Consider the following 16,927-nt stretch of genomic DNA (forward strand, 5'->3'; position numbering starts at 1 on the left):
ATATTGGGGATATCGTAAAAAGCCTACATTGTGGCAATAACGTCAAACTGTCATATCTGATTATTCCTTTAATTTGTTAGATAATCTTAAATTTGAATTATACATATTTATACATGAAGTATAACTGTATGTCAAGCCACTATTCAGCATTCTACTTACTTAAGTGATTATCAAGGAATTTTAACATCGCCTGATAGAAGTCAACTCGATTGGCATAGGTCTGGAAGCCATGACCTTCATCATTTTTAATCATATAAGGAGCGTCAATACCACGCTGACGTAGCGCTAATACTATCTGATCCGACTCGCTCTTCTTTACCCGTGGATCGTTGACGCCTTGAGCGAACATGATCGGTGTTTTAATTTGGTCGGCATGCAGCAAAGGCGATCTGTCCTCCATCTGCTTCTTATCCTTCTCAGGATCACCAACCTGCTTGTACAATTTTTGGCGATCAGGCTCCCAGTAAGACGGCATCGTATTCAGGAAGGTGAACAGGCTGGAAGGCCCCATATAATCAATTCCGGCGGCATACAAATCAGGGGTAAACGTTACTCCCGCCAATGCTGCGTAACCTCCGTATGACGCACCATAAATAGCGATTCGCTTCGGATCCGCGTACCCTTGCTGTGTCAACCAGCTCACGCCATCGGTAATATCATCCTGCATCGACTTGCCCCATTGCTTGTCCCCAGCCAACTTGAATTCCTTACCGTAGCCTGTAGAGCCGCGATAATTCATCTGCAGGACGCCGTAGCCGCGATTAGCTAACAGCTGCACCTCACTATCGTATCCCCAAGAATCACGTGCCCAAGGCCCACCATGTGGAAGGATAACAAAGGGCAAATTGGTACTACCGGTTTTGGGCAAAGTCAAATAGCCATTGATTGTATACCCATCACGCGATCTGTAGGAAATCGGCTTCATTTCAGCCATCTGCTCTTCTTTGATCCACGGCTTGCTATCTGCAATTTTATCCAGTGTGTCTTTCTTGCGGTCATAGTAGTAATAGGCTCCCGGCGATTTGTCGCTGTAGGTTCTCAGCAGCACCTTCGTATCTGGCAGCGGATTACCCAAAATCTGGTACGATTGATTCGGAAGCTTATTTGCAATCATTACATTTAACCGCTCGTATTCCTTGTCCAGATACTCATAGTGGACTTTGTCCGTCTCATATTCAACAGCCAATATCGCTTCCTTCTGGTAGGAAATGATAATATTGGTCACATCGGCCTTCGGATTTTCATAAACGGTATCGCCCATTTCTTTGGTATTCATGTTGTACTTGACCAAGGCCAGCTTGTCCCTGCCAATATTAGACAGAGCAAACAGCTGGCTGTTATCAAACGAAAACATAATGGGAATGAAGGAATCTCCATAATCTAGCTTCAAAATGGGTTTAAATGGCTGAGCTGGTGTCTCTCTGTACAGCATAGTCGTATTAACACCATCTGTAGCCATGGCCACCCTGACTTCTCCATACAGGTCTGTAAGCCAACTGGTCACATTGCCAGGATTTTCAGCGACAATTTCCATTGCACCTGTTTTGACATTCAATCGATACACATCAAAGCGCTGTGAAGACCTTTCATTCATGCTGATTAGGATATCAAATTCATGGCCCCTCATGTAAGATAATGACTCCATATATTGGGCTCTTACCTGATCAAAAGGGGTCAAGTCCTTTTCATCTGTTCCATCCGCATTTACTACATGAATATGATGATCTTCCGTTCCGTACATATCGGTTATGTATAAAATTTTATCATTGCTAAACCACAAAAATCCGATGATATCTCGGTTTGTCAAGCTGGTGATACGTGTTTCCGAGGCTTCTTCCCCAGTTTTTTTCAAAAAGATGTGTGTCTGGTTGTTGGCTGTCTTGAGGTAGGCCATCTTCTTGCCATCAGGTGACGACTTGAAGCTGGACTGTGCAGATCCCCTCAGAAAATCATCTAGTGGCAATTCATTATCCTTCAGCGTGACCGTTGAAATCGCTCTGCTGAGAAACAGGACAAGCTGTGCTCTGGTTACCTTGTTCTTCGGCATAAACTCAAGCTGCTCGGTGATAAAGTGTTGTTTGAGTCTGGCAACATCAATAAAGTGACTATCGCCTATGGATTTTTCATCCTTAAACCATATATTCATATGGTTATCCTTAAGCTGAAAAGCTCGAGCCAGCAAGCTTGCCATTTGCTCGCGGGTTAAAGGCTCGTCCGGACTAAATCGACCTTGATCGCCTTGTACGATGTCTTTTTCCTTTAAAGCATTCACTGCCATAGCGTAGGGACTTGAGGCTGGGACATCAGTGAATCCGTTCAAGCTGTTAGGCTGTCTAAGCTTTAAGGCTTTACTGAGCCACACGGCGGTGACACCGCGTCCGGTTGAAAAAAGCCCTGCTCATTCCCTTCGATGATTCCGCTCTCTGTGAGCTTGGCAATTTCTTTACTTGCGTAGTACTCGGCGGGAACATCCTTGTAAATGGTCGGTGCTGCATAAGCTTGACCACTTAATGGTCCCGCAAGGGTCGATAGAAAGACTGTAATCAGACCCATAGCTAAACATGCTGCCAATGAACGGATCATACGATACCCCTTTTGCAAAAACATATTTGAAAGCATGTACATTATAATAAAATTGGCTCTAAACAGAAATCAGTGCTTGACGATATAAACTACTTTTGAAAATGGAAAAACATCTGCTAAACCTGTAATGTTGTAAGTCCTACCAAACAACAAAAGGAATTAGACAGATGCAAATCCAGTATATCAATGAAATGCTCAATATACCAGAGCTACAAATTAACCAGATTCTGTCGATAAGTGCAGACGAAATACAGATAGAAGCAGTACCAGTGGCCTCAAAGCAAGGTTGTCCGATTTGTCGATCCGATGAAACGGTATCGCTTAAAGGAAGTAATGGACTACGTACCGTCCGGCATCTCCCTGCATTCGAGAAAAAAGTGGTTCTTCTGGTTCCGAGTACCCGGATGCATTGCTCGCAATGCGAGGTTGGTTTTGTTTGGATGTATGAATTTGTTGGTCCTAAAAGACGGTACAGCCACCTCTTTCGTGAACGAGCTGTCCAGCAAGCATTTGGCTCCACAGCAGCTCATAGTGCCCGGATGCAACAAGCGCCTGTCAGCACGATTCAGCAGATGCATAACGAAGCGATTCCGTTCGAGAGTGAACGGCTTTCTGAACAAGCTTGGACACAAGCGAAGACGAACAACGGCCTTGTCCTGGGTGTCGATGACTTCGCCATAAAGAAAGGCCATACCTACAATACAGGCATTCATGATCTGAAAGGAGAGACGATGCTCGATCTTTTTCCTGGACGAAAACTGGAAGATTTGCGGGCCTATGCCCAGCAGCATCCTGACTTCCTGCTGCTTGCTCCCAAGGCGGTGGTGATGGATTTAGCCCAAGCCTATCACAAGTGGATCCATGAATGTTTTCCAACAGCGATCCGAATCGCAGATCGATTTCATGTGCATGGTTATGTCATAGAGGCCGTGCAAGAGGTTCGTAAATCGGTACAAAACACGCTTTCTCCACGAGCTAGAGCTCTGCTTAAAGCACATCACCGCTTACTCAATCCTCCGTCAGAAACTCTATCTGCCGAAAGTAAGCAGAAACTTGATGAATTACTGGGCTACTCAGCTGCGGAGTAGTTGGGAATGGAAAGAAGCTTTTACCGTGTGGTATGACCATTCACCGAATGTCGAAGTTGCCATACAGGGCTTCGGCCGTTGGTGTGAAAAGGGTGACACCATCGACCACGAAGCCGTCAAAAGCGCGCTAAAAACGATGCGTAATTGGCAAGAGGAAATCATCAATTACCATCGTTGCCGTTGGACAAATGCTACCGTTGAAGGTCGTCATAATCGTATTAAAGCCTTTCAACGCCGTCATTATTTTATTTGTAACCCCGATCGATACAAATCGGGGATTTTAGTTGAATGTAATCGTCATCGCCTTTCAAGTTAAATGATCAAGCACTGATTTTGAGATTGAGCCATAAAATTTACACAATTTTGATAGATTATTTTATTATCTGGTAATCGTTCAAATAAATAAATACCCTTAACATCTCCATCAAAGTTGTTAAGGGATTATCATTCCCCTTATCTATAGCTACAGCTTCAGTATCTCAATATGTTTGGCTTGGATAGGGCTGTGTGTAATAATACCGTTGAGCGGGAAGTTGATACCCGATCGGGTTATGATGCCCATGGTTGGGTTGCTGCTGCTGGGTATAAGCTGGATAAGGCTGCGGTTTGCCAGCCATGCTCCCATGAACCTGAGAAGGATTGCAGTCTCTTGGTGGACCAATAAAGACAGAGTCATTGATGGGGGCAAGCGTTTGTTTAACTGCAGCTTCATTCAGGCAGTAGGTATGTGCCAGTACATTGGCAGGCGTTAATCTCAGAATGTCAGATCCCAGTATCACTTCAGGAACCGGTGCATCAAAGATCGCCAACAAATGAGTGTTATCAACCGAGGCAATTTCGTAATGCCACCAGCCTTGAGGGACATTCGCCACTTGACCTGGTGATATCGGAAAATGGAGCAGTTCATTGGTGAACGGATTGATTATTGAGACAATTGCTGCACCCGAGATGCAATAAACAAGCTCTGCCGCATTTTGATGATAGTGAGGCTCAACTACATTACCAGCACTGAGAAAAATATCAAGCAGTGATGAATTCTCCAATGTATTCAGCTGCTTGTTGGACAGTACATTGATGTAATTACGTGCATCCTTTTTAAAAAGCGTGCTAGTATTTACGTCAAAGCTGAACTGAACCGATGGGGACTTGTAATCCATATATAAAGTCATTCAAGGTCCTGCCCTTCTCTTATTAAGTAAAGTTGACTTACTTATGAGGATAAGGTATGCAGATGCTTATAGGTAGGTGCGGATTAAACCGCATGTGATCAGATGAAGGCTCGTCCGTTTCTATATATAAGTCAGGTTCAGTTTAATCCCAGCATTTAGGAATTGTTTTCACCTTATTCGTTCTTTGTAGTAGACGCTGCAGTCGACTTTTTTTCTTCTTATCCGCCAACATTTTTTTGGCAGCTTGCATCAGAATGACTTCCCTGAATTCATTGTTCCGCTTCATACCTTTAAGCTCTTCAAAAAAAGTAGGTCTCATTGCGGTTCCCTCCTGTTGTACTGGTTCTTCTAAAAAAGGGAACATGTGTTCCCTTTTTTAATTATACACATAAACTCTCATTTAATCAATAACTACCGTCCTCAAAAAGGTGTCCTCCAGCTTATCCACGGTTCTGTAAGCCTTGAGGAATTCACCAATATTGACAATCATTTGGCTCGCGTGCTACTTTTTATGAGAGATTATTGTTGCTCAAATACATAGAGACTGGAGGTACGACCATGGATTTGGGTTTAACTGGAAAAGTAGCACTCATTACAGGAGGCAGTAAGGGGATTGGACTTGGGACAGCCTTAGCTCTGGCTGCTGAAGGAGCACGTGTAGCCATATGTGCGCGCAATGAGGATGATCTGCGTACAGCAGCGCAACAAATTGTGGAAAGAACCGGTGCAGAGGTGCTCTATATTCAAACGGATATTACTTCTGAAGAGGATTGCAAAAAAGCTGTACTAGAAACTGTGGATCGCTTTGGCAGTTTGGATATTCTGGTGAATAACGCAGGAACGTCAGCAGCTCGTCCTTTCGAAGAAGTCGATTCTGAGGGTTGGGCTTATGATTTGGATTTAAAGCTATTCGGTGCAATTCATTGCTCCAAAGCAGCCATTCCCCATATGCGAAAAGCGGGAAAAGGCGCGATAATTAACATCTCCACCTCATCTGCCAAGACCCCTTCCGCTTCGTCTTTACCGACTACAGTCAGTCGTGCTGCCGGAATGGCTCTAACCAAAGCAATGAGTAAGGATCTGGCCGCTGCCAATATTCGGGTGAATGCCGTCTGCATCGGGATGATTCGGAGTGATCAAATCGAAAAGGGCTGGAAAAAGCAGCACCCTGAGCTGACTTGGGAGCAATTTTCACTGCATCCGAATCATCAAATTCCGATGGGTCGCATCGGCGAAACGGAAGAAGCGGCAAAAGTTATCACATTCCTGGTTTCAGATGCGGCTTCCTATGTAACGGGAACCTCGGTTAATGTGGATGGTGGCAAAGGCGCTGCGCTTTAAGCTCTAGCGTACATAGCAAAAACCTTCCATGACCGTACATAACGGAAGGAAGGTTTTTTCAGCTTGGTTCACGATTCAGTTTACGATTCAATAGCGGGGATAATCCAACCTCATAACATCCAGAAAAGGAATCCATTTAAAGCCATCCTCCAGATTGACTCGTATTTGACGCTTTCTGGGGTCCAACTCCACAATAATTCCTACAACAGGCTCTTCCACGCCCCAGACGGTCAGCATGACCTGTTCCTTATTATCCTTGGCCTCTACAATCTGGTTTCCCAGGTCCTCAAGCTCGAACTCATCGCGTGTCGGTCTTTTTTGCTTCGCTTTTGCCACCACTCACATCTCCTCATAGCCCTGCAGCCCTAATCACTCTATATTACAGAACACGAACTATGTTATCAATGTTAATTTTTTGTGGTCGGTTCAGGTCGCAACCGCTCATCATCATTATCCGCACTTTATATGTAGTAATCCAAAAAGTTATTGACCAGATTTTCCTTGCCAATGAATGACGCGCGTACACAGCCTTTGAATCAGACTGGGCTCATGACTGATCATCAGGATACCTAGGTTGCGACGCTCGGCAATGTCCATCACAGTATGCCAGATTTGCGCCTGCGTGATGGCGTCGAGCATTGTAGTCATCTCATCTGCGATCAAAAACCGCGTCTGCGGCCCCAAGGCTCTCGCCACACAAAATCGCTGCAGCTCGCCACCGGACAGCTCATTAGGCCAACGATCCAGCCACTCCTCCTCAATGCCGAGCATGTGCAAAAATGCAGGGTCTGGCAGCCAGCCCTCCCGAATCGTCTGACGCATGCGCCAACGCGGATTAACAGCCTTCTCCGGATGCTGGAATACCAGCTGTACCGGTTGAACACCGCTTGCTGTAAGCGTTGCTCCATCACAGGTGACACTTCCGGTCTGCGGTTTATCATAGCCGGCAAGCAGACGGGCAAGCGTCGTTTTACCGCTGCCGCTCTTCCCGACAAGACCGACCACTTCGCCCTGCTTGATGCTGATGTCAGCATCTTTGACTATCCAATCTCCCCGCCCATAGCGAAATCCAAGATTTTTCCCCTCAAGAAGCATGAATGCACCTCACTGAACCACCGCGAATATGACGTGTCTCCGGTCGCAGACGACTGCACTCATCAGATGCATGCTCACATCGTGGAGCAAATAGACATCCATCCGGCAATGCCCCCGCAAGCGGCTGTGAACCGGGAATCGGTTTAAATTCATTTTGTGGAAGTGAATTCCATAACGCCTGTGTGTAAGGATGTCTAAGCTGCTCGCCACTCCCGCTAAAATCTGCTGCAAGAGCCACCTCCATGATCGTCCCTGCGTACAATACTGCCACTTTATCCGCTACCTGCAAAGCCGATTCGATATCATGCGTAATGAACAGAATACCGCAGCCTTCGCCGGCAAGCTCTCTAAACTGATGTAGGGTTTCTTGGGCAACATCCTGATGAAGCCCCGGTGTCGGCTCGTCTGCTATGATCAATCGGGCACCGCTAATCACAGCTGTGGATAGCAGTACCCGTCGCGCCATGCCGCCTGAGATTTGGAACGGGTACATCCGTTCCACATCGTCCGCTAATTGATAACGTGCGAACACTTTTCTTTGTGCATCCAACGACAACGACTGCTGATCCACCGATGAACGCACCTGCTCTCCCACCCGCATAAGAGGATCGAGATAATTGACAGACTGAGGGACCAAAGCGATTTCCTTTCCCCGTAGAGCCATCTGCCTCGCAGTGTCCAATGGCTCTCCCTTATAGCGAAGGGTACCTGTCACACTCGCATTTCCAGGAAGAATACCCATGATCGCATGAGCGAGCAAGCTTTTGCCAGAACCACTGGAACCGACAACCGCTACGATTTCCCCTTCTCCAATCGAAAGCTGCAATTCATGAATAACCTCAGTTGTACGTTGACGCAAAATGCTTGTATAACGGGTAAAAGCAATACTTAATTGGTCAATTTCAAGCAGTGCCAAACGTGACACCTCCTAAAAGTTTTCGTAGAAAACTTACTTCCCTGCTTACTCCTGCGATTGGCGCGGGTCCACGAGTACACGTAATTGCTCGCCTACCCTATCAAATGAACGAACAATCAGCAGTAAACAAATACCAGGAAAAAATGCCAGCCACCACATGCCAGTTGATAAATAACGCATGGATTCGGATAAAATGATGCCTATAGCCGGCTGATGCGGCGATAGCCCCAAGCCTATAAAGGTTACTGCCGCTTCATGCAGAATAGCATGCGGGAATAGTAGTAATAATCCGACGAGCAGCTGTGGAAGCAAGTGCGGGAATATATGCCGAGAGGCCACCCACAGCCGAGACCTGCCAAGCTTACGAGAGACCAGTACGTACTCGGCTGACCGAAGCTGCAGTACCTCCGCACGAATAATACGCGCAAGGCTCGGCCAATGCGTGAAGGCAATTCCGATAATAATTCCCTTCATACCTCCACCAAACACGAAAGCAATTAAAATAAGCGAAACCAAGTGCGGTACACTTAAAAATAGATCAATCAACCAAGAGACAATCGCGTCAGCAGTCCTTCCCATTGCAGCCATCAGTCCGAGTATGGCGGCTATTAAACAGCTGCATGCTGAAGCAATAAAACCAACTTGAATACTGATGCCAAGCCCCATGACCGTTCGTGAGAACATATCTCTACCCAACCAGTCTGTGCCGAACAAATGAGCAAATGATGGCGACAGATTTCTATTTTCCAAATGTGTATCCAATACCGTCGAATCTACCAAATAGCCGCCAAGCCAGGCAGTCAAAATAAACAAAGAAACAATTCCACTATAAATAAACGAACGCTTTCTGCGGTTCACACGAATTTTTACAGGTGCACGGGATGTTGTGTCACTCCATGATCGACTCATCGGCTACCTCCTGCTGCAAGCCTCGGATCCACTATCCGATAAATCAGATCTGCTACCGCATTGCCGGTAAATACGAATAATGAGCTGCACAGCACCATGCCCAGCAGCAGCGGTACATCGCCCCGCAGACCAGCCTCAACAGTCGCTTGTCCCAGTCCCGGATATGCAAATACCTGCTCTGCCAGAACAGCACCTCCAAACAGCTCACTAAAAGAGGTGAATTGTAAGGAAATCGCAGGAAGTGCGACATTTCGTAGTCCATGCCTCCAGAATAAACGAAAACCGGATTCCCCTCTCGCTCTCGCAAAAAGCACGTAGTCGCTCGCCAACACCTCATTCAGCTTTTGCCGTGTATGCAGAGCAATATTGGAAATGCCAACCACACTTAAGGTCAATGCCGGTAAAATCATATGCTGAACTCTATCAGCGAAAGTAACATCTTCTGCCAGCACACCTGCAGGCACTCCCAGACCAACCGGAAACCATCCGAGCCAAACTGCAAAAACAATCAATAACAATAACCCAAGCCAAAATGTTGGGGTAGACGCCAAGGTATAACAGTACCATTGGATCAGCTTGTCTATCCACTTATCCTTGTTCATAGCCGCGACTGTGCCCGCGACAAATCCGATCACTCCCGACAACAGCCACGATACGCCCATAAGTGCTACCGAGTTCATAAACCTTTCCCCGATGACTTCAACTACCGGAATCCGGTGGATCATCGATGTGCCCAGATCACCATACAGCAGCGCCGAGCCCCAACGCAGAAACCGCTCTACAGGAGGCTTATCCAACCCCCAATACTCAGCAATCAGCAGCCGCTGCTCAGGACTTACCTTCATAGCATCCGTACCCACATAAGCTTGTATAGGATCAATAGGAGATTGCTCGACAAGCCAAAACGAGATCACACTGACAGCGAACAACAGGGATAAAAGCCGAATTACCTTTCGTCCCCAAAATGCTGCTGTACGGTTCTGCAGAATCCAACCCTGCTTCTCTATTCCTTCCATCTCCAATCCTCGATGTTATCGGTCACAGGCCAACCATGTCCGTGGGGATGAATTTTTTGTTTGCCAATATCAAGCTTATCCTTCACCAGGTACAAATGATCGATGTTTACGAGCCATGCCCAGGAAGCGTCTCCTTTGGCGCTTGAGCCGGTTTTACCATCCCATTGCGACTTTTTCCAGTTATCCCACGCCGCTTCCTCCGTTCTTGCCAGCATCGCTTTATTCATCCATTCATCTACGGTCGGGTTGCTGTAATAACCTGTATTGTAATAATCGGCACCTTTATATTTACTGCTGTACAAATTATACATTTCCAAAGGATCATGACTGCCCCAGCCGAACATTACAGCGTTTGAATACATCATTTTTCCAAGGTCATCCCAGCTCTTACCTTCAACATTGATTTTGATTCCAATTGGCTTGATCATATCAGCGGCTGCCAGTGCAAGTGATTGCCGGGAAACATCGCCTGAAGGATACACAAGTGAAAATTGTGCTTTTAAAGCACCCTTTTCCACTATGCCATCCCCGTCGGTATCCTTCCAACCCCCATCTGCTAACAGCTTTTTCGCCTCATTCACATTGGCATCAGGAAAAACGGTTTCCGGGTTCCACCAAGGTAAGCCATCATTCACCGTATAAGCGGGAGAACCGTAGCCTTCGAGTACCCCTGTAACGAGTGCTTTTCTGTCCAAGGCAACATTAATGGCTTTACGAATGGATAGATCTGCCGTCACATCATTACCAACAGGAATGCCTTCCTTTGTTTTTTGTCCTGATTTTACATAAGGAAACATAATACCGCGGTTATCTACGGTTTTTAGAGCTTCAAGACGCATACCCTCAATCTTTTGCTTGCTAAAAGCTGATGGAATATAGGATACATCCACTTTTCCTGCCTTTGCAGCCGCGAACGAAGCGTCCTCATTTAGAAACAAAAATGTTAGTTTTTTGAAAAAGGGCTTCTTCCCGTAATACTCAGGGTTCGCCTCAACAATGACCTGCTGCCCTTTGTCCCATTGAACCAGCTTAAAAGGACCTGAGCCTACGGGATGGCTTGCGTAATCCTTGCTGTATGCATGCTTGGGCACAATGCCTGTTGAAACGAGCAAGGTAATGAAAGTAGATTGTGGTTCTTTAAGCTTGAACGTTACAGTAGCTTCATCCATAGTCTTAACACTTTCCATATTGGTCAAATCGATGGCTGTACCGTTTTTGGCTGCTGTTTCAAAAGTGAATTGAACGTCTTCAGCCGTTAACGGCTTGCCATCTGAAAATTTGATGTCCTTGCGCAGCTTGATCGTCCACGTTGTGCCGTCACTGCTTACTTCGTATCCGGTAGCCAGATCATTTTCAATTTTCATATCGCTATTTCTGTTAAGCAGTGTGCTTTGGAACAATGGCGATCCGTACCTTCCCCAGCCTGTCGTAGGGTCAAAACCACCTTCTGGCTCCGCACCAACGGATAAAACGAGTTGATCCTTGGCATTGCTTGTCGGGTTGGCAGCCTTTTCTTTGGTATTGGACATACACCCGGATACCATCATGCAGCCAGCAAGCAGTACCATCCCCAGCCACTTACTTGTCTTCTGTTTCACATCAAACACTCCTTGTCCTTGTTGTTCTTTTTATGTATCGTGTTACGAACTTAACAAATTGTAACACAAAATTGAAATAAGGACACTCTTTTTTCAATCAAAGCTTTATCAACTTATGTTATTCTGCACACAAAAAACATCCCACGCCCTGATATAGGTGAATGAGATGTTAGGTGTATGACAACATTCGGCATTTATTAGTTAAAGCAACGTTGTTTTATAAGCTTTTCTTATCTGACGAGCTCCAGAAGCATCTCATAATGATCAACAACCTCGTACTTGAAGTACTCGGTATTGATCTTCTCAAAATGCTTTCGGGCACATTGGATCTTGGCGTTTTCAATCCCCCTAATGTCCATGGAGCTCATGGAACCCTTGGTCTCAGCTACCAGATACATCACCTTCGACACCCCTTTGTTAAACACGATCGCCCAATCCGGATTATAATCACCAACTGGGGTTGAGATGAAAAATCCCTTAGGCAGCTTGGCAAAGACACAAACCTCCTTGCTTATATCCAGCTCCTGGGCAAACTTTTTTTCGAGCTCCGAATCGGTGACGATATAATCATAAATGTGACGATTCACTGGCATGGCATTGTGACCAGCTTGTCCGCTCTTTGGATTCATCGTGAAGATAGTGGTATCAAAGGCTTCATTAACTACATCGTACGTAATTCGTTTAATAATCGCATTCGCCTTTTGTTCATTGATCAGCCTTGAAGCCCGGATAATAAAAGCCTCAGGATTTTTTCTGAACAAAAGAAACGTCTCAGGCCGGATATCCTTGATCATGTTCACGATCGTTTTCCGGGTTAGCCTTGTTCCATTAACCAGCTTACCGATCAGATCATATTTAACCTGTGACGCAGCGTGGCGTTCAACCTTTTGTGTGTAGGTTTCGTGAAGCTCAAAACCATCGCCTGTCTGCATCTGTTCTTTGGAGCGAATCCCTCCTAACCCACCATGCTCAATCCGGTAATAGGCCTCGGGAACAGTAAGCTTTGTATCCAATTCAACTACACATTGTTGAACAAGCTCTGCCGAATCAAAATTAACCGTGTAGGTGGTCTTATATCGTATTTGATTCCATAGTTCCTGAAACTCTGGTGTATAGAAGTTAGGACTCAGCTGCAATTGCTTCATATTGTTTGTGCGATCATTGTTGATCCAACCGGCTGGTAGATCTGAATAAATCGTTGCTACCCAATCCATTATAGCTTTCCGGAAAGATTGCAGCTCTTCGGGAAGCATCACACGATTATTCGAAGCAGCTTCATAATAATCCTGCGTAAGCTCATCGTCATCATTAATATAGTTATTTCTGATGAATGATTTGTTCAGCTTTTTGGCAAGTGATTCATCCATGTGTAGGGTTTCGCCAAGCTCGTTAATTAATAAATGTCCGAGAAAAAATGAAATATCTGCTTTCTGCGGCCTGTCCGACAGGATTGAGGCAATTTCACTCTGAAGCTGCCGGGCAAACGAATCGTATGATTCACTGGCGACAATCGTTAGCACATTAATATCATGAACATCGATCCCCGGCATCGAAGCATCTACCCGATCACCATGTTGGTTAACACAAAGCCTCAACCCCCGGCCAACCTCCTGGCGTTTTTTCATCATGGAATCACTGTGCTTTAATGTGCATATTTGAAACACATTCGGATTATCCCAGCCTTCCTTAAGCGCCGAATGAGAAAAAATAAACCGGGTCGGTTCCTTGAAACTGAGCAGTCTTTCCTTATCCTTCATAATGAGATCATAGGCATCGGCATCATCCGAATCGGTTTCTTTAGCCGTTACCTTGGAATCCACGAACCTGCTGCTTTTTTTATCAATCGAAAAGTAGCCTTTGTGTGTCTGCTGCACCTGAATGCTGTTCAGATATTGGGCATATGCTTGCTGGTCCAAGTGTTTAATCTCATCACTCATGACGTTCGCATATTCCTCTTCAAAAATCTGCATATACACACCGCTGACTTCCCGACCATCCGGGTCATACTGACGATACTTGGCAACCTCATCGATAAAAAACAAAGACAGCACCTTGATTCCTTGAAGAAATAGCACCCGTTCCCTTTCAAAATGGGATTTGATTGTTTCACGGATCTGGATTCTTCTGAAGCTCAATTCATCGATATCCCCCAGAACCTCTCCTGCGGACAAAGTTATTCCGTTCGTAAAGCTGATTGTGTTGCGGACTCCGTTGATCTCGGTTAAGGTGTAGCCTTTGTAGGCTTCAAGGTTGTTGGACAGTCGGTAAAGGTCATCACCTGCCTGCAGTCTGCGAGTTATCCTCTTCAAACCGGATTTGGTTTTCTGTTCAAGCTCTATCCTCGCCGCGGGTGCCTGCTTGTGACTCAGATCCAGACCTTCCACATATACATAAGCTTCAGTTCCAGCCATACCTTTAACGGAAATGCCTTTGACGTTGATTTTTTTGACTAGCTTTCTGTTATAAGCATCCAGCGCATCCAAACGAAAAATTTTGTTAAACTCCTGATCCTTCCGATGCGTTGCCGAATATCTCACCGTAAACAGCGGCTTAAATTCCTTCAGCCCTTCCTTTGTTTTTTCCCCTTCCACTGATTGCGGCTCGTCGATGATCAGAATCGGATGGGTAGAGGCTATAACATCTATCGGTCTCCTGGATTGGAACTCGTCGAGCTCCATATGGATTCTTCTCGCATCCTTTCCCCTTGCCGCAAAAGCTTGCGAATTAATAATCATCACATTGATGCCGGGATCACTCGCAAAGCTTTCGATTTGGTGAAGCTGCCTGGAGTTGTATATAAAATAGCGGGCCTTTTTCCCGTATTCAGCCATGAAATGATCTTCCGTAAGCTGGAATGATTTAAATACACCCTCACGAATGGCTATGGAAGGAATGACGATAATGAACTTGCTCCAGCCGTACTTTTTATTAAGCTCAAACATTGATTTTATATAAGTATACGTCTTACCCGTACCCGTCTCCATCTCAATCGTCAGATTGTATTGACCTTCAAGCTTACCTGAAGGCTTAAGACCACGATGGATCTGCACTTTTTGAATATTGGCCAGAACCTGTGGAGGCAAGAGCTCGATCTGATGATTTTTAGTTCCAGAGGGGGCAGGGGAGTCTTGAGCATCCCACACTATCTGCCCGGCCGCAGGCGTCTTTCCCGGATTCAACTTAAATCGGGACACTGCACTCGGCTGTCCATCAAAACAGTCTATCACACACTGTACAGCATCCGTCTGGAATTGCTGATGTTTGAACTTAAGCTTCACGCTTCACTCACCTGCCTATATAACTTTAATCTCGGTGCCTGCGGATAGCGATTTGAACATTTCCTCGACATGAATCCAATCGGCATCACTTGCAAATGAGCTGTCGCGGAATACGGCCCGAAGCGGCTTCTCTTTGGCAATTTCCTTCATCACATCCCGTGTAATCCTTTCTTCAAAACAGCAGACGAGCGTATTTCCTGCGACTGCATACACCTGCCTGCCCTCAATCTCCTTGATTTGCATTGGCAGAGACAGCTCCAGTCCCAATTCAAGCATGATCTGAATGAGCAAATCCTCGCTCGAACGATCTTCTTTGATATTGGATTCAAGCTCAAGCACGAACTGCTGTTCCAGCTGCTCCGGTACGTAATAAACCTCTTTCATATTGGAAGAATCGACACGATATACCCGAAATCCGTAATCGATCATAGCATCGGTTTCTGCTTTAATTTTACGGGCAGCCCGACGAATTCGTTCTTTTCCGATGTCACATATCGTCTCATAGCCGGCACGTCGAGCTTCGCTGCGATCCGCACAAGGTTCAGGAAGCTGCACCATAATATATTTGCGATTGCCCCCATCCTCTGCATTCAGCTGCATGACTGCATCCGCTGTCGAAGCCGAGCCCGAGAAAAAATCAAGTACCACATCGTCATCTATCGATCCAGTTCTCAACAACATTTTCAGTAAAGTGGTGGGCTTGGGAAACTCGAACGTGTCTTTGTCAAAAAGTGCCTTCAATTCTTTGGCCGAATCGAATGAGAATCCCCCATTTTCAATAATGGTAGGCAGCGTCGCACCATCTCTAACCTCCGACAAGTATCTTTTCAAATAAGGCGCGCCCGAATTTTCCCTAAAACCAATTCTTCCGTCAGCCAGCAGCTCATCCATCTTTTCTTTATTGTACAGCCAGCACTTGTTAGCCGGTGGCATAAATTCCTCTCCGGTCTGCGGATGGAGAATAGGATATATACAGCTTTCTACAAGTCTTCCGCCTTTGCCGTTCGCACTTAAATCCGAAGCCACCCACCGACCTCTGGGATCCTCATCTGGATTGCGATATCTGGCATTTAGCTCCTCGGAACGAGGCTGCAGGTATAATTGCACCTGACTCGCATTTTTGGCATACACAACGATATATTCATGATTCCTGCCGATAATTCGATCATTGGGTGGTGTCGCCCGACGTTTCCATACAAGCTGTTCAATAAAATTCATTTCCCCAAATAGTTCATCGCACACCTTTTTCAAATTATCCACTTCATGATCATCTACTGATATAAAGATAACACCCTGTTCATTTAACAAATTTCTGGCAAGCTTTAATCTCGGATAAATCATCGTCAGCCAATCACTATGGAATCTGCCGCTCGACTCCGTATTGTGAAAATAGCGAAGCCCCTCACCATCAACCTGACCTGATTCCTCGGCATACTGCTCGACCGTCTGACGATAATCATCTCTATAAATAAAATCGTTTCCTGTATTATAAGGAGGATCTATATATATACATTTGATTTTGTTTAAATACGATTCCTGAAGGAGCTTCAATACGTCCAGATTGTCGCCCTCGATATACATATTATGGGTATTGTCCCAATCGGAACTATCCGCATGAATCGGACGGAGTGTCCTGTCAATAGGTTGATTAGCCTGAAGAATCGCCGATTTTTTACCGGGCCAGGTTAACTGATAACGCTCCTTCTCGCCTTCAACGATATGGGGTGACAGCTCCTGTTTTAACAGGTCAAAATCTATCACTCGCCTCAGTGTCCCATCTTCACCCCTAACTTCAGTAATAACATTAGGAAACAATTGTGCAATTGCATTCGTATTTATGTGTTCCGTATGCTGCGACTTCATTGTAAGTTTATCCACAGTTACCCTCCAGCATATGTAATATAAGAAAAGCTTCTGATCGGAGCCTACTCGAC

The 16,927-nt window shown here is 45.6% G+C and carries 13 protein-coding genes, 1 pseudogene and 1 other annotated feature (1 of these 15 only partly in view); of the genes and pseudogenes, 2 read left to right on the top strand and 12 right to left on the bottom strand.

Translation table 11 applies throughout. The features are described 5' to 3' along the window. Window positions 1-7: a binding site (T-box leader), on the bottom strand (it extends 221 nt beyond the left edge of the window). Between the two features lie 144 nt (window positions 8-151). Then, the gene (locus LRL21_RS33885; RefSeq protein ID WP_338044716.1) at window positions 152-2,362 is read right to left on the bottom strand and encodes a S9 family peptidase; all 2,211 of its coding nucleotides are present in this window, start codon (window positions 2,360-2,362) and stop codon (window positions 152-154) included. After that, the gene (locus LRL21_RS33890) at window positions 2,341-2,583 is read right to left on the bottom strand and encodes an S-layer homology domain-containing protein (protein WP_240420221.1); all 243 of its coding nucleotides are present in this window, start codon (window positions 2,581-2,583) and stop codon (window positions 2,341-2,343) included. The genes LRL21_RS33885 and LRL21_RS33890 overlap by 22 nt, the downstream gene beginning before the upstream one ends. 167 nt (window positions 2,584-2,750) lie before the next feature. Between LRL21_RS33890 and LRL21_RS33895 the strand changes: the two are divergent. After that, window positions 2,751-3,987: pseudogene (locus tag LRL21_RS33895) on the top strand (ISL3 family transposase). A gap of 163 nt (window positions 3,988-4,150) precedes the next feature. Here LRL21_RS33895 and LRL21_RS33900 read toward each other — a convergent pair. Together LRL21_RS33900 and LRL21_RS33905 are read right to left on the bottom strand one after the other, a co-directional pair. Beyond that, complete coding sequence (locus LRL21_RS33900) at window positions 4,151-4,840, bottom strand: cupin domain-containing protein (RefSeq protein WP_240420222.1); 690 nt, start codon at window positions 4,838-4,840, stop codon at window positions 4,151-4,153. Window positions 4,841-4,982: 142 nt separating this feature from the next. Further along, window positions 4,983-5,159 carry a hypothetical protein gene (locus tag LRL21_RS33905; RefSeq protein ID WP_240420223.1) on the bottom strand — a complete coding sequence of 59 codons (177 nt, stop codon included), beginning with the start codon at window positions 5,157-5,159 and terminating at the stop codon, window positions 4,983-4,985. Between the two features lie 239 nt (window positions 5,160-5,398). Between LRL21_RS33905 and LRL21_RS33910 the strand changes: the two genes are divergently transcribed. After that, window positions 5,399-6,181 carry an SDR family NAD(P)-dependent oxidoreductase gene (locus tag LRL21_RS33910; protein WP_240420224.1) on the top strand — a complete coding sequence of 261 codons (783 nt, stop codon included), beginning with the start codon at window positions 5,399-5,401 and terminating at the stop codon, window positions 6,179-6,181. 87 nt (window positions 6,182-6,268) lie between these two features. Here LRL21_RS33910 and LRL21_RS33915 read toward each other — a convergent pair whose 3' ends face one another. The 8 genes from LRL21_RS33915 to LRL21_RS33950 all read right to left on the bottom strand — a co-directional run bounded on the left by LRL21_RS33915 (window position 6,269) and on the right by LRL21_RS33950 (window position 16,871). Then, window positions 6,269-6,517, bottom strand: coding sequence for a YolD-like family protein (locus LRL21_RS33915; RefSeq protein WP_076232981.1), 249 nt, complete (start codon window positions 6,515-6,517; stop codon window positions 6,269-6,271). A gap of 147 nt (window positions 6,518-6,664) precedes the next feature. Further along, window positions 6,665-7,276 (bottom strand): ABC transporter ATP-binding protein, encoded by a 612-nt coding sequence (locus LRL21_RS33920; RefSeq protein ID WP_240420226.1) that lies wholly within the window; start codon window positions 7,274-7,276, stop codon window positions 6,665-6,667. Then, window positions 7,266-8,192 (bottom strand): ABC transporter ATP-binding protein, encoded by a 927-nt coding sequence (locus tag LRL21_RS33925; RefSeq protein WP_240420228.1) that lies wholly within the window; start codon window positions 8,190-8,192, stop codon window positions 7,266-7,268. Before LRL21_RS33925 ends, LRL21_RS33920 begins: the two co-directional genes overlap by 11 nt. A 45-nt stretch (window positions 8,193-8,237) precedes the next feature. Continuing rightward, entirely contained in the window at window positions 8,238-9,101 is an 864-nt protein-coding gene (locus LRL21_RS33930) for an ABC transporter permease (RefSeq protein WP_240420230.1), read from the bottom strand. Continuing rightward, a complete protein-coding gene (locus LRL21_RS33935; protein WP_240420232.1) occupies window positions 9,098-10,117 on the bottom strand; it encodes an ABC transporter permease in 1,020 nt (339 codons plus the stop codon). The genes LRL21_RS33930 and LRL21_RS33935 overlap by 4 nt, the downstream gene beginning before the upstream one ends. Further along, window positions 10,105-11,661: an ABC transporter substrate-binding protein gene (locus tag LRL21_RS33940; protein WP_420832523.1), complete on the bottom strand. Its 1,557-nt coding sequence runs from the start codon at window positions 11,659-11,661 to the stop codon at window positions 10,105-10,107. The genes LRL21_RS33935 and LRL21_RS33940 overlap by 13 nt, the downstream gene beginning before the upstream one ends. Window positions 11,662-11,945: 284 nt before the next feature. Next, entirely contained in the window at window positions 11,946-14,993 is a 3,048-nt protein-coding gene (locus LRL21_RS33945) for a type III restriction-modification system endonuclease (protein WP_240420234.1), read from the bottom strand. 15 nt (window positions 14,994-15,008) lie between these two features. Beyond that, entirely contained in the window at window positions 15,009-16,871 is a 1,863-nt protein-coding gene (locus LRL21_RS33950; protein WP_240420235.1) for a site-specific DNA-methyltransferase, read from the bottom strand. Window positions 16,872-16,927: the final 56 nt, after the last annotated feature.

This window comes from Paenibacillus periandrae (genome assembly GCF_022458865.1).
Classification (GTDB): Bacteria; Bacillota; Bacilli; order Paenibacillales; family NBRC-103111; genus Paenibacillus_S; species Paenibacillus_S periandrae.

What these genes read in the sequence shown, in the direction of transcription:
- LRL21_RS33890 (WP_240420221.1), bottom strand. Translation starts at nt 2,583, where the DNA reads ATGATCCGTTCATTGGCAGCATGTTTAGCTATGGGTCTGATTACAGTC.
- LRL21_RS33900 (WP_240420222.1), bottom strand. Translation starts at nt 4,840, where the DNA reads ATGACTTTATATATGGATTACAAGTCCCCATCGGTTCAGTTCAGCTTT.
- LRL21_RS33905 (WP_240420223.1), bottom strand. Translation starts at nt 5,159, where the DNA reads ATGAGACCTACTTTTTTTGAAGAGCTTAAAGGTATGAAGCGGAACAAT.
- LRL21_RS33910 (WP_240420224.1), top strand. Translation starts at nt 5,399, where the DNA reads ATGGATTTGGGTTTAACTGGAAAAGTAGCACTCATTACAGGAGGCAGT.
- LRL21_RS33920 (WP_240420226.1), bottom strand. Translation starts at nt 7,276, where the DNA reads ATGCTTCTTGAGGGGAAAAATCTTGGATTTCGCTATGGGCGGGGAGAT.
- LRL21_RS33930 (WP_240420230.1), bottom strand. Translation starts at nt 9,101, where the DNA reads ATGAGTCGATCATGGAGTGACACAACATCCCGTGCACCTGTAAAAATT.
- LRL21_RS33935 (WP_240420232.1), bottom strand. Translation starts at nt 10,117, where the DNA reads ATGGAAGGAATAGAGAAGCAGGGTTGGATTCTGCAGAACCGTACAGCA.
- LRL21_RS33940 (WP_420832523.1), bottom strand. Translation starts at nt 11,661, where the DNA reads ATGGTATCCGGGTGTATGTCCAATACCAAAGAAAAGGCTGCCAACCCG.